Source organism: Bacillus sp. SRI_025, assembly GCF_057592095.1.
Map to the genome: position 1 here is coordinate 328705 of NZ_JBYEGB010000002.1, position 13824 is coordinate 342528.

Consider the following 13824-nt stretch of genomic DNA (forward strand, 5'->3'; position numbering starts at 1 on the left):
GAAACGGAGGAAGTTATGTTTGTAGATCAGGTTAAAGTGTATGTTAAAGGCGGTGACGGCGGAAACGGTATGGTGGCGTTCCGTCGTGAAAAATATGTACCAAAGGGCGGCCCAGCAGGCGGCGACGGCGGAAATGGTGCAGATGTTGTATTTGAAGTAGACGAAGGACTTAGAACGTTAATGGACTTTCGTTATAAGCGTCATTTCAAGGCTGACCGCGGCGAGCATGGAATGAGTAAAAACCAGCATGGCCGAAATGCGGAAGAAATGATTGTCAAAGTTCCGCCTGGTACGGTTGTGACAGATGCAGAGACGGAACAAGTACTAGCTGACTTGACAGAGCATGGGCAGCGTGCTGTGATTGCCAAAGGCGGACGTGGCGGACGTGGAAATTCACGCTTCGCAACACCAGCAAATCCTGCGCCACAGCTTTCTGAAAACGGTGAGCCAGGTAAAGAACGTGACGTCATCTTAGAATTAAAAGTACTTGCAGATGTTGGACTTGTTGGTTTCCCAAGTGTCGGGAAGTCAACGCTGCTTTCAATTGTCTCTTCTGCGAAACCAAAAATTGCGGATTATCATTTTACAACGCTTGTGCCGAACCTCGGAGTTGTTGAAACAGACGATAACCGAAGCTTTGTTATGGCGGATCTGCCAGGACTGATTGAAGGAGCGCACGAAGGCGTTGGCTTAGGTCATCAATTTTTACGTCATATTGAGCGTACACGTGTCATTGTCCATGTCATTGATATGTCTGGACTTGAAGGGCGTGACCCATACGAAGACTACGTGACGATTAATGAAGAGCTTGAGCAGTACAATATGAGATTGACAGAGCGTCCGCAAATCATTGTTGCGAACAAAATGGACATGCCAGATGCAGCTGACAATCTAGCGGCATTTAAAGAAAAACTAACGGATGACTATAAAGTGTTCCCGATTAGTGCGATCACAAGAGAAGGGCTTCGTGAGCTCTTATTTGAAATCGCCAATCAGCTTGAAACAACACCGGAATTCCCGCTCTATAATGAAGAGGAGCTCTCGGATAACCGCGTGATGTACAGATTTGATGAGGGCGATGCACCATTTGAGATCTCTAGAGATCCTGATGGCACATTTGTCTTAACGGGTAAAGCACTTGAGCGTCTCTTTAAGATGACAGACTTCTCAAGAGATGAATCCGTTAAACGATTCTCTAGACAGCTGCGCGGTATGGGTGTCGATGATGCCTTGCGTGAGCGCGGTGCAAAAGATGGCGACATCATTCGTCTGCTTGAATTTGAATTCGAATTTATTGATTGATCAACAGGAGGGTCCAGACCATGGGCTCTCCCGTTTTTAAAAGGGGAGAAAACAGGTGAAAGAAGAAACGTTCTATTTAGTAAGAGAGGATGTACTTCCAGATGCGATGCGAAAAACGCTTGAAGTCAAAAAGCTTCTCGATCGCAAAAAAGCGGATTCAGTTGCCGATGCTGTTCAAAAAGCGGATTTAAGCCGCAGTGCTTTTTATAAATACCGAGATGCTGTTTTTCCATTTTATACAATGGTAAAAGAGCAGATCATCACATTGTTTTTCCACCTTGAAGACCGGTCTGGGGCTCTGTCAAGGCTGCTTCAAATTGTGGCTGACTCTGGCTGTAATGTGTTATCCATTCACCAAACGATTCCGCTGCAAGGAAGAGCGAATGTCACCCTATCGATTAGTACGGCAGGTATGGCAGATGATATTAATACCGTCATGAATCAATTAAGAAAGCTTGAATTTGTCGAAAAAGTTGAAATTCTAGGTTCTGGGGCGTAAAAGGAGAGATCATAGCAGATGAAGCAATTAACTGTAGGTTATTTTGGACCAGAGGCAACATTTACTCATTTGGCCGTATGCTCTTGTTTTCCAAAAGATGCAGTGCAGCGTGCCTATGCAACGATTCCGCAATGTATGGATGCTGTGTCAAAGGGCGAAGTCGATTTGGCGGTCGTTCCACTTGAAAATGCACTCGAAGGATCTGTGAACTTAACGATTGATTATTTAATTCATGAAGAAGCGTTGTCCATTGTGGGGGAGATGACAGCACCGATACGGCAGCATTTGCTTGTCCACCCATCAAGAGCGGAGAGCTGGGAGACGTTAGATGTCATTCAATCACATCCTCACGCGATTGCCCAGTGTCATCAATTTCTGAAAAAACAGTACCCTCATATTCCTCACCGGCCAGTGGAATCAACAGGCTATGCAGCAAAATACATCAGTGAGCATCCAGATGAAGCTGTCGGGGCTATTGCCAATGAAATTGCCGCAAAAACGTATGGTTTGACGATTGCGAAAAAAGACATTCATGATTATCCGCACAACCATACACGCTTTGTGATTTTACATAAAGATCCTAACGCATCGTTCCCAATGAATTCTGGTTTCTCATCAAAGCCAAAAACGACCATTGTGGTCAGTCTGCCTAAGGATGACCAATCAGGTGCATTGCACCGCGTGCTGTCTGCTTTTTCTTGGCGGAATCTTAACTTGTCAAAAATTGAATCTCGTCCGACAAAAACAGGCCTTGGACATTATTTATTTATTATTGATATCGAAAAAGAAATGGATGATGTCCTAGTCCCAGGTGCGATTCAAGAATTAGAAGCGATTGGCTGTGAGGTCAAGCTGCTTGGCAGCTATCAAACATATGAATTAACGAATGAAAAATAGTGTCCCAACCAGGACACTATTTTTTTAGTCTTTTATTAAAAACCCAGCATCATCCAGCGCTTGAATGGCTTGATCAAGCTGCTTTTGGCTGTAAGAAGTGAGAGTATGCAAATGTACGCCGTCTGTTAGTTCTGACAAGTAGGACGCGCCGGTGTTAGAAATATGATGGACAAAATCAGCGACTTGTTTCCGAGTGCTGACGCGAATGGAGGCCGTTAGTTCACCATAAACAGGATGCTCAATGATCACATCTTTCACCGTCACTCCAAAGTCTACAATCAAGGTCAGTTCCTCTTCTGTGCGAGCAGGATCATGCTTACAGGCGATGATTTGTTCAATTTCTCTTTCTGGCGCATGCTGCGCTGCCATATACACATAGCCTTGGCTTGTGGCAATAATGGGTTCATTTTTTGCTTTTAATAATGAAATATCTTGTACAATGACTTGTCGAGAGACAGCCGCTTTTTTAGCTAAAAAGCTTCCAGTAAGCGGTGTGTCTGTTTCTTTCAGCCACTCTAAAATGGCGGTTCTTCTTTCTTCGCCAATGAGTTTCCTCTCTTGCTCCACGTCCTAAGCTCCCTTCTTCTCCTTTTGCAAATGGTCAAATGTATGCAAAAGCTGATCGATGTCATCTTTTGATGACTGCCATCCAAATGATAGTCGAATAAATTGAAGGGCATCACGATCTGATACACGCAATGCCTTCACAGCAGGGGAAGGATGGTGATAACCAGAAGCACATGCGCTTCCAGTTGATAGACAAATCCCATGCCGGTTACATGCTAACATTACATATTGTCCTTCAAACCCTTCAAAAAAACAACCAATAATATGAGGCAGCGTGCGGCGATTGTCATTGTCCTGAAGAGTACGAACTGGCAACTGTCTGATTTTTAACTGTTGAAGAAAATAATCACGCAGCTGTTCATCTAATTTTTGCTGTTCATCCAGCCTAAGCATTGCTTGTTCACTTGCAGCAGCAAAAGCACCGATACACGGTACATTCACTGTCCCTGGACGTAAGCCATTTTCCTGAACTGCTCCTGTATATAAAGGTTTCCAAGGAACATGAGTGCCCATATAAACGGCACCAGCGCCTTTAGGAGCATACACTTTATGACTTGAGATGGACACGGCATCGACTCCAAGTTCTTTGATGGACACACGTACCTTTCCAAATGTTTGCACAGCATCTGTATGAAAAAGAATGTTCCTTTCTTTTAAAAGAGGTGCTAACTCAGCAAGCGGCTGGATAATCCCTGTTTCTGAATTAGCATGCTGAATAGATACGAGTCCTGTTTCAGGCAATAATGCTTTTTTGAGAATGTCCTCTGTTATGATTCCATCCTGATTCGGTTCAATGATGGTGACTTTTACGCCAAGACGCTCTAAGCTGCTAACTGCATGATGAACAGAAGGGTGCTCGACTGATGTTGTGATGACATGCTGTTTATGTGGTGGTAGTCCATTGATGATCGATTGAATCGCAAGGAGATTGGATTCAGTTCCACCGCTTGTAAAGTAGATCCCATCTGGTTCACCCTCGATCATGGCAGCGAGTGATTGTCTGCTGTAAGTCAATATGTCATTTGCTTTTCCCCCAGCATCATGAAGACTGCTTGCATTTCCGTAGAAATTTTTACTCAGCTGCTCAAAAACATGCAGTGCTTCTTCTGAAACAGGTGTAGAAGCTGCGTAATCTAAATAAACCAACCTATCCATCTCCCGTGTGAAAATTTTTTCTTGTATTTATTTTAGTGTTGTGTAATGATATGTGTCAAGACAGGTGTAAATGACAGGAGGGGCAATGGTGTCATCAATCAAAAAAGTTATTGTGGTGGGATCAGGCATTGCAGCGCTTTCCTTTGCAAGAAATATCTCGAAAAACTGCCAGGTCATCATGATGACAAAAAAACAATTTTCATCTAGTAATTCCATGCTGGCACAAGGTGGAATTGCTGCTGCCTTTTCAGCACATGATTCAGCTGAGCAGCATGTGCAAGATACACTAGATGCTGGCTGTGACCACAATGATGAAAGAACCGTACAAGAAATCGTGAGACTTGGAAAACATCTTGTGCAGCAGCTCGTAGCAGATGGATGTCCATTTGATCAAGATGAAGCGGGAGAGCCGCAATTAGGCAAAGAGGGGGCACACACCACTCATCGCATCTTGCATGCAGGAGGAGATCAAACAGGGAAAACCCTTGTACAGTATCTGAAAAGTCAGCTCGGCTCACATATTCATTTATATGAATATCATCATGTCATTGATCTATTGGTTCATGAAGGGACATGCAAGGGTGTTGCATGGAAAGACGAGACAGGACACGTACAAACAATGACCGCAGATGCTGTTGTTTTATCAACTGGCGGCTGCGGCTCCCTATATGAGACAAACACAAATGATCCTTCTGTCACAGGAGACGGACTGATGATGGCCTATCGAGCAGGTGCGCAATTAGTGGATCTAGAATTTGTTCAATTCCATCCAACTCTTTTGACAATCGATGGAAAAGCAGTTGGTCTCATTTCAGAGGCAGTACGGGGAGAGGGAGCTTATTTAGAAGATGAAACAGGCAGGCGGATCATGAAAGGTATTCACCAACAAGCTGATTTAGCACCTAGAGATGTGGTCGCTAGAGCTATTTTTCATGAGCAGCAATTAGGCCATCAATTGTATCTTAACATCCATGATATTCCGCATTTTTCAGCCCGTTTTCCAGCGATAGATGCGATGTGTCAGCGTGCAGGTGTCAATATGGCGAGCGGCAGGCTGCCAATTTCCCCGGGTATGCACTTTTTAATGGGCGGTATCAGTGTCAATGAATATGGAGAAACGACTGTTCCAGCGCTATTTGCCATTGGAGAAGCGGCCTGTACTGGCTTACACGGTGCGAATCGATTGGCGAGTAATTCTCTTCTGGAAGGTCTCGTGTTAGGCAGCAAAGCGGCACAAAGAATTGAACAGCTGCCTAAACAGAAAGAAACAAGTCCACCTTTTTCTATTCAAGAAATATGGATGGTTCCAATGATTTCAAAGGATCAGCTGAGACAATGGATGACTACATTTGCAGCCATTGTGAGAGATGAAAAGGGCTTGCAGACTTTGCTTCATACGTTACAGCATGTCACTTTTCAGCAAATTAATGTGAAGGATATCACAAATGAACAGATCGAATTAAGCAATCAATGGGCATTAGCGGTTTGCCTTGCTAAATCTGCATTACTCCGTACAGAAAGCAGAGGCGGCCATTATCGAATGGATTATCCAGAGCGAAGCGATGCGTTGTGGCAGGGCAGGCAGATTGTTCATGAAAAAGGTCATATTCATATCATGAAAAATGAAAGGATCGGTGCCAAATGGAACGTTTACAGTTAAAACAAATGCTCACTCATTTTTTTACAGAGGATATTGGCTTTGGAGATGTATCAGCTGATGCCATCTTTGGAGACAAGAAAGGAACAGCTCTTATCATTGCGAAACAATCTGGTGTATTGGCAGGATCACAACTGATTGAAATAGGTTACCGCCTGTTGAATGAACAGATTCAAACTGAGCTGTTTTTTCAAGAAGGTGATTGGATTCATTCAGGCGCTGTACTGGCGAAAATAAAGGGCCCAGTCAACGACTTATTAAAGGGAGAGAGGGTCATTTTAAATCTATTGCAGCGAATAACAGGTATCGCCACCTTAACACATGAGGCGGTGCAGCGATTAGGTGACCCGTCTATTACGATTTGTGATACGAGAAAAACGACACCCGGCTTGCGTATGTTAGAGAAATACGCAGTGAAGACAGGCGGTGGAAAGAATCATCGCTTTGGCTTATCAGATGGGGTCATGATTAAAGATAATCATATTGCCGCATGCGGCTCTATTCGTGAAGCTGTAGAAAAAGCAAGAGCATATGCCGGTCATATGGTGAAAATTGAAGTGGAAATTGAATCAGAAACGCAGCTAATGGAAGCCATTGATGCAAAAGCGGATGTCATCATGTTTGATAACTGCTCTCCGGACGAGGTTAAACGTTTTAAACAAATGACGCCAGAGTCCATTCTGACAGAGGCTTCAGGGGGCATTACGCTAGAGACATTGCCAAGCTACAGGGGGACAGGAGTCGACTTGATTTCACTTGGTTTTCTAACACATTCTGCTCCAGCATTTGATTTTAGTATGAATATGGAATTCAGTCATAAAGGGGGAACAACTCATGTCCATGCTTAATGTATTAGCCAATCAACATGCAGCCATGATGCCAGATGAATATAAACACCGCTCTGATGATGAAATGAAGCAGCGAGTGTTAGAAATCAAGCGGGCTTTTGGATCAAAGCTTTTTATACCGGGTCATCATTATCAAAAGGATGAGGTCATCGAATTTGCAGATGCAACAGGAGATTCATTGCAGCTGGCACAAATAGCGGCCGACAATCACGAGGCTGAATACATTGTGTTCTGCGGTGTTCACTTTATGGCAGAAACGGCAGATATGCTGTCAAACAAGAATCAAAGCGTCGTATTGCCAGATATGAGAGCAGGCTGTTCCATGACAGATATGGCAAACATGAAACAAACAGACAGAGCATGGGAGCAGCTCACTGATCTGTTTGGAGATACAATACTTCCGCTTACGTATGTCAATTCAACAGCAGATATTAAAGCATTTGTCGGCAAGCATGGCGGGGCGACTGTTACTTCATCAAATGCTAAAAAAGTACTCGAGTGGGCGATGACGCAAAAAGAGCGGATTCTGTTTCTCCCTGATCAGCACCTAGGGCGTAATACGGCTTTTGATTTAGGGATTCCGCTAGAAGAAATGGCTGTCTGGGATCAGATAGAAGAAAAGCTCATTACCGATCAGCCGCTTTCCCGAATCAAGATGATTTTATGGAAAGGCCATTGCTCCGTACATGAGAAGTTTACCGTTCGGAATATAGAAGAAATGAGAAAAAAAGACCGTGACATTCAAATTCTTGTCCATCCTGAATGCACGCATGAGGTTGTAAGGGCTTCTGACTTAGCAGGTTCAACGAAATTTATTATTGATACGATCAAACAGGCGCCTGCAGGCAGCAAGTGGGCGATTGGAACAGAGATGAATTTAGTCAAACGGATCATAGCGCAGCACCCAGATAAACAAATTGAATCCCTTAACCCAGATATGTGTCCATGCTTGACGATGAACCGGATTGATCTGCCTCATTTGCTATGGTCACTTGAAAGCATTGAAAAGGGTCAGCCGGTCGGGTTGATACAGGTCAATGAAGACATCACGAAAGACGCTTTGCTTGCACTCGAGAAAATGCTCGCCATTAAATAATGATTCAGCCCCTCCTATCAGAAAACAAGTTTTTATCATATCGGCTTGTAAATAGGCATAAATTTATGTTGAAACATATTGTACTTCTGACATAACCGTTACGTTCACGTTTTGCATAGGAGGGGAAAACGTTGAAAATTCATATTGTGCAAAAAGGAGACTCCCTTTGGAAAATTTCAAAGAAATACGGAGTCGACTTTCAAGAATTGAAAAAACTAAATTCTCAGCTCAGTAATCCTGATTTGATCATGCCGGGTATGAAAATTAAAATTCCATCTAGTGGTGTTCCTGTGAAAACAGATCATCACAAATCAAAAGAAATGCCAAAAACGAAAGAACATCCGTATGTGAAAGAAAAGCCAAAAGATGTCGTGCAAGTGCAAGATACAAAACCGAAGGAAAAGCCAAATGAACCGGTACCTTATGTACCGCCAGTGCCAAAGATCGAGCAGCCAGTTTTTCCGCAAGTCGATGTGAACTATTATCAGACCAATCTCTACCAGCCATTCACGCCTCCTCCCAAAAAAGATCATTATGAGAAAAAAGATCACGTTCACGAGAAAAAAGATCACAAAGATCATTTTCATCATGAGAATAAAGACCATAAAGATAACAAGGGGCATTTCCATCATGAAAATAAGGAACATAAAGATCACAAGGACCATTTTCATCATGAAAATAAAGGTCATCTAAAAGATGAAGTGGCAAAGGGATATGACCCGTTTATTCATATTCCGCATCAAAAAGAGGAGGGAAAAGACATGGAGCATGGCAATTACCCAAACCTTCCTAACTTCCCGCAAATGCCAAATGTGGGAGGGGCAGCGGTAGGAGGAGCGGCTGAAAATAACGAGCATCATCACCAGCATCATCATCATGAACCATATGATCCTTATTTTGGTTATGGTCATGGTCATTACATGCCGGCGATGTATCCATATCCGCAGCAAATGGTGCCGGCATCGCCAATTTTACCGGGATCAGGCCTATGTTATCCTATCCAGCCATATTATCACCATCATATGATGCCATATCCATACCCGGCTCATCCATATTATCCTGCGTATCAAGCGCCTGCTTACTACGGAGAAAATCATGAGCACCATGCAAACGACGGACATCACTGGCCTCACCATATGCATTCAAACGCCAATGCAAATGCTAACGTAAATCAAGGCTTTTATCCAAACGTCTCAAATGCCGCATACGGCAAGGAAGACTGCGGATGTGATGATGGCATGAAGCATTATCAGCCTTGGCCAGGACATTATCCGAATCCTGTTCCTTATGGCCAAATGGGAGCTTATCCAGCTCAGCCTTATATGCAGCCATATCCAGGTCAATCAGTATTTGCAAGGCCGGAGGAGGAAGAAGAGGATTAATGACAGAAGGAACGATCTCAATCGTTCCTTTCAGCGTGTAGACAAACCCTCGCATTCGGTGTCAGGTCTGCGCTCCGGTGCTCACGAATGTCAAATTCGCTCCGCTCCTGTGCTCGTCCTTCCTAGAATGCAAAGGTTTTCTATTACGCTGAAAAGAAGACAAAAGGCTAAAATCAAGAACATTTTAGCCTTTTGTCACCATACCAGAAGGAACGATCTCAATCGTTCCTTTTTTTGTTTATAACTGACAGCTTGATTTTCTTCCTAACTGTACATGCTAAAACAGAGCCTGTTTCGCGCTCATGAGATTGAATTTGTACAGGGGGTTTTTCGTTTGAGACAAAAATGGCAAAAAACAATCGCATTAGTGCTTCTTCCTATTGGGTTAACAGCATGTGGTACAAATGACAATGCAGGTGTAGATACAAGGCATAATCAATCAGGTCAGCCGGTCGGATATCATTCGAATAACCGTGCAGATGACAATAACCAAGATCATCAAGGACCAGTTTCTGAACTCATGGAAGGGATGAACGGTGGGAATACAACGAATGTTGATTATCGCACCCGTCCTCAAGCCGATGATCGAATGCCTCTTGCAGGTGGAGATGGACGCTACAGTCATGGAGATATGAACTATCATAACCAAATGTCGTTCTCAGGCTACGATAAACAAGAGAACATCCAGCGTTCAAGAAAAATTGCCAACCGCGTCAATAAAATGAATCACGTGGCAGACTCTCAAGTCATGGTGACGGATGAGAATGTGTATATTGCCATTAAATCAGATGGCCGCCTGACGTCAGAAGGCGTATCACAAGTAGAAGAAGCAGCGACTCGTTATGCGGATGGAAGAGCAGTCCAAGTCATGAAAGATGAAGGTGCATTCACACGCTTTAGAGATATGAGAAGAACGCAATTTGAAACAGGACAAACAGGCATGACCCGATAGTTTGACACAAAAAGGCTAAAGTTCATCACGAACTTTAGCCTTTTCTTAAAAATAAACCTTGATGCCTATATAAAATTCGTAAAAGAAATAACAGCCAAACCCTAATAATAAAATACCAGCAATAATGGATGTCCACTTGATCATCGTCCGATTCATCACTTTTCTTGTTAAGGATACAAGGGTGAGTAGACCAATGTCATGAAGGAGAATCCCTGCCAAAATACCGCCGGCAGCCAGCATAAATTCAGATGAATCTGTTTTTGTATAAGCATCTGCAAGTACAGCACCAAAAACAGAAACCCAGAACACAAGATTTCCAGGAGATACCGCCACAAGCAAGCCGTTTCGATATGTTTTCGCGAATGATTTATTGACCTTTTCTCCTGCTAAATGGATATCTTGATCCGCATTTTTAATGGAATCGTATGCGAGAATCATTAAAAATACAGCTCCGATCAGCCAGAGCGGGATTTGAACAAACGGCAAAGATAAAAACTGAGCAAATCCAGCATATAAAGCCAAGATGAGTAATAAGTCTATGGTCATACCGCCTGCTCCGACAGTTAAACCATGAAAAAATCCGTTTTTCAGTCCCTGTTTTGTCATTTCAACCGTGATTGCTCCAACAGGCAGAGCAATTGAGAATCCTACGACGATAAATGTGAGAAATGTTTGCAATCGACTAGAACTTCCTTTAAATAAATTGTATAAAAATTCTCCGTTTAGATTAATTATACATAATAGGAGAAAAGGATCAATGATTATTTCAGATTTGATTGAAATGAGAGAGATAGATGATGTATAGAAGACTGTATATCAACATGATCTATAACGCTTGTAGGGGAAAGGAACTATTTTCCTAAATCTTCTTTTCTTCATGATGTCTCTATGCTACACTGATGTGGAAATCAATAAAAGTGACTAGGGGTGCCCGTAAATGGGCTGAGAGAGAAGCTTAAACTTCTTAACCCTTTGGACCTGATCTGGCTCGTACCAGCGTGGGGAAGTTAAAGATGATGCATGTATCATATCAATGATATGCATGTTTATTTCTGACGACGAAACCAGGTTCTTTAAATAGAGCCTGGTTTTTTGCTGGTGCTGATTCCATCCTGTCCGGTGACAAGAAGAAAAGGAGAGAACAGCAAATGAAAGAAAAGAAAAGTGTCCCATCCAACCAATCATTGTTATCCAGCTTTGACGGCAGCCATAAGGTGTATGAGAAAGGATCAAGACCCGATATCTTAGTGCCAAAAAGAGAGATCACGCTCTCACATACTGTGACAGAGGCGGGCGACATAAAAAATGAACCAGTCCGTGTATACGATACGAGTGGACCGTACACCGATGAGAACGTTCATATTGACGTCACAAAGGGGTTAAAGCGTCTTAGGGCAGCATGGATTGAAGAAAGAGGAGATACAGAAAGCTATGAAGGGCGTCATGTAAGACCGGAGGATAATGGATACCGTTCAAGGGAGAAGGAGTCCATCCATTCTGTCCAAACTGATTTTCATCATAAGCCGCTCCGCGCGAAACAAGGTGCATGTGTGACGCAAATGCATTATGCCAAAAAAGGTATCATTACGCCTGAAATGGAGTTTATCGCAATTAGAGAAGAGCTAAGCCCTGAGTTCGTTAGAGAGGAAGTGGCGAGCGGAAGAGCCGTCATTCCTTCGAATATTAACCATCCAGAAAGTGAACCAATGATTATCGGAAGGAATTTTCATGTCAAAATCAATGCGAATATTGGCAATTCAGCTGTCACGTCATCCATTGATGAAGAGGTTGAAAAAATGACATGGGCGATCAGATGGGGGGCAGATACAATGATGGATCTGTCTACTGGAAAGGATATTCATACAACGAGAGAATGGATCATTCGGAATTGCCCAGTCCCAGTAGGAACCGTTCCCATCTATCAGGCCCTTGAAAAAGTGAATGGAGTCGCAGAAGATTTGACGTGGGATGTGTACAGGGACACATTAATTGAACAAGCGGAGCAAGGTGTAGACTATTTCACGATTCATGCTGGCGTGCTGTTAAGATATATTCCGCTCACTGTCGATCGGGTGACCGGAATTGTTTCAAGAGGCGGTGCAATTATGGCAAGATGGTGTCTTGCTCATCATCAAGAGAATTTCCTCTACACTCACTTCGAAGACATTTGTGAAATTATGAAAAAATATGATATCGCCTTTTCACTTGGAGATGGACTTAGACCAGGCTCGATTGCTGATGCCAATGATGAGGCGCAGTTTGCAGAGCTGGAAACGTTAGGTGAGTTAACAGAGATTGCTTGGAAACATGATGTGCAGGTAATGATTGAAGGGCCCGGACATGTCCCAATGGATAAAATCAAAGAGAATGTGGACAAGCAAATGGACATTTGCAAGGAAGCACCATTTTATACGTTAGGGCCTCTTACAACAGATATCGCACCTGGTTATGATCACATTACATCCGCGATCGGTGCGGCCATGATCGGCTGGTACGGAACAGCAATGCTGTGCTATGTAACGCCAAAAGAGCATTTAGGTCTGCCGAACAAAGAAGATGTGAGAGAAGGCGTGATCGCCTATAAAATTGCTGCACATGCTGCTGATCTAGCAAAAGGACATCCTGCGGCTCAAAAGCGCGATGATGCTTTATCGAAAGCGAGGTTTGAATTTAGGTGGCGGGACCAATTCAACCTGTCACTTGATCCAGAAAGAGCCTTGGCGTTCCATGATGAAACATTGCCTGCCGAAGGCGCTAAAACCGCTCACTTTTGCTCGATGTGCGGACCGAAGTTTTGCAGTATGAAAATTTCTCATGATATCCGCAATCAATCTGAAGAAGTAAAAAGAGAAATGGAAAAGAAGGCGAAGGAGTTTGTCAGTCAAGGAAGTCAAATTTATCAGCCATAAAAAAAGAACCTCGCACGATGCTGTGCGGGGTTTTATCAAACCGCTGAAAAGGCTTTTCTTAAAAGGTGAAAAAATGCCTTTGCTGCATATGCCATCATGTCCACACTCGGAATGAGAGCATCTGTTAAATGAAAAAAGACTGTTTTTCTTTCTGGAGATGTTCGTTTCTCTTTCTGCTTCATCAAGGGCAGCCTCCTTTTTACCAATATACTTCTTTGCAGATATGAGAGATAGATATGTTGTGTGAATTTAAACAAAATTTAAACTTCTTGGGTTTGAATGGAAAGAAGGAGGGGAAACGAGTTGAATAGAGAATGAATGAAAAGAGCTGATCTATTTGACCAGCGAACAAGAAGAGTGGAAGGTGATCTTATGATGAAAGTATTTAAGGTAACATTTCATATGAACAATGGGGAAGTGCTTGATTTCGAGCTCAAACGTCCAGCTACCTATGATGTGTATAAAAAAATTGAAGAAGCCAATCATTGGTTTAAGCTGAATAATGAAATCATTAACCTATTAAACGTCAATAGTATCCATGTAGAAACAGAATAACAGCA

At 43.0% G+C, this 13824-nt stretch carries 14 protein-coding genes and 1 riboswitch; of the genes, 10 read left to right on the forward strand and 4 right to left on the reverse strand.

Annotated features, from left to right (window positions below; all coding sequences use genetic code 11):
- Positions 1–15: 15 nt before the first annotated feature.
- From obgE to pheA, 3 genes are read left to right on the forward strand one after another with little or no spacing between them, the layout of a single operon-like run.
- Positions 16–1302: a GTPase ObgE gene (obgE, locus tag AC20OE_RS06540; RefSeq protein ID WP_039180364.1), complete on the forward strand. Its 1287-nt coding sequence runs from the start codon at positions 16–18 to the stop codon at positions 1300–1302.
- 55 nt (positions 1303–1357) lie between these two features.
- On the forward strand, positions 1358–1801 hold the full coding sequence (locus tag AC20OE_RS06545; RefSeq protein WP_008342790.1) for an ACT domain-containing protein: 444 nt from the start codon (positions 1358–1360) through the stop codon (positions 1799–1801).
- 18 nt (positions 1802–1819) lie between these two features.
- Positions 1820–2698: a prephenate dehydratase gene (pheA, locus tag AC20OE_RS06550; protein WP_024423155.1), complete on the forward strand. Its 879-nt coding sequence runs from the start codon at positions 1820–1822 to the stop codon at positions 2696–2698.
- A gap of 24 nt (positions 2699–2722) precedes the next feature.
- Here pheA and AC20OE_RS06555 read toward each other — a convergent pair whose 3' ends face one another.
- Positions 2723–3265, reverse strand: coding sequence for a transcription repressor NadR (locus tag AC20OE_RS06555; protein ID WP_041086449.1), 543 nt, complete (start codon positions 3263–3265; stop codon positions 2723–2725).
- Between the two features lie 3 nt (positions 3266–3268).
- The gene (locus AC20OE_RS06560; RefSeq protein WP_185847110.1) at positions 3269–4411 is read right to left on the reverse strand and encodes an IscS subfamily cysteine desulfurase; all 1143 of its coding nucleotides are present in this window, start codon (positions 4409–4411) and stop codon (positions 3269–3271) included.
- A 94-nt stretch (positions 4412–4505) separates the two neighbouring features.
- Between AC20OE_RS06560 and nadB the strand changes: the two genes are divergently transcribed.
- The 5 genes from nadB to AC20OE_RS06585 all read left to right on the forward strand — a co-directional run bounded on the left by nadB (position 4506) and on the right by AC20OE_RS06585 (position 10355).
- Positions 4506–6080 carry an L-aspartate oxidase gene (gene nadB / locus AC20OE_RS06565; RefSeq protein WP_487268755.1) on the forward strand — a complete coding sequence of 525 codons (1575 nt, stop codon included), beginning with the start codon at positions 4506–4508 and terminating at the stop codon, positions 6078–6080.
- Positions 6062–6925, forward strand: coding sequence for a carboxylating nicotinate-nucleotide diphosphorylase (gene nadC / locus AC20OE_RS06570; RefSeq protein WP_073979796.1), 864 nt, complete (start codon positions 6062–6064; stop codon positions 6923–6925). The genes nadB and nadC overlap by 19 nt, the downstream gene beginning before the upstream one ends.
- Positions 6912–8021, forward strand: coding sequence for a quinolinate synthase NadA (nadA, locus tag AC20OE_RS06575; RefSeq protein WP_487268756.1), 1110 nt, complete (start codon positions 6912–6914; stop codon positions 8019–8021). Before nadC ends, nadA begins: the two co-directional genes overlap by 14 nt.
- Before the next feature lie 131 nt (positions 8022–8152).
- Positions 8153–9403: a SafA/ExsA family spore coat assembly protein gene (gene safA / locus AC20OE_RS06580; RefSeq protein ID WP_487268757.1), complete on the forward strand. Its 1251-nt coding sequence runs from the start codon at positions 8153–8155 to the stop codon at positions 9401–9403.
- A gap of 334 nt (positions 9404–9737) precedes the next feature.
- Positions 9738–10355, forward strand: coding sequence for a YhcN/YlaJ family sporulation lipoprotein (locus AC20OE_RS06585; protein ID WP_059375683.1), 618 nt, complete (start codon positions 9738–9740; stop codon positions 10353–10355).
- 45 nt (positions 10356–10400) lie between these two features.
- Here AC20OE_RS06585 and AC20OE_RS06590 read toward each other — a convergent pair whose 3' ends face one another.
- A complete protein-coding gene (locus AC20OE_RS06590) occupies positions 10401–11033 on the reverse strand; it encodes a LysE family transporter (protein WP_024423148.1) in 633 nt (210 codons plus the stop codon).
- Between the two features lie 235 nt (positions 11034–11268).
- A riboswitch (TPP riboswitch) is annotated at positions 11269–11377 on the forward strand.
- A gap of 126 nt (positions 11378–11503) precedes the next feature.
- Between AC20OE_RS06590 and thiC the strand changes: the two genes are divergently transcribed.
- Positions 11504–13264, forward strand: a complete 1761-nt coding sequence (gene thiC / locus AC20OE_RS06595; RefSeq protein ID WP_041086435.1) for a phosphomethylpyrimidine synthase ThiC — start codon at positions 11504–11506, stop codon at positions 13262–13264.
- A gap of 35 nt (positions 13265–13299) precedes the next feature.
- Here thiC and AC20OE_RS06600 read toward each other — a convergent pair whose 3' ends face one another.
- Complete coding sequence (locus tag AC20OE_RS06600) at positions 13300–13446, reverse strand: hypothetical protein (RefSeq protein ID WP_180272418.1); 147 nt, start codon at positions 13444–13446, stop codon at positions 13300–13302.
- Between the two features lie 190 nt (positions 13447–13636).
- On the opposite strand from AC20OE_RS06600, the gene AC20OE_RS06605 reads away from it, so the two are divergent.
- Positions 13637–13819, forward strand: coding sequence for a hypothetical protein (locus AC20OE_RS06605; protein ID WP_008342761.1), 183 nt, complete (start codon positions 13637–13639; stop codon positions 13817–13819).
- Positions 13820–13824: the final 5 nt, after the last annotated feature.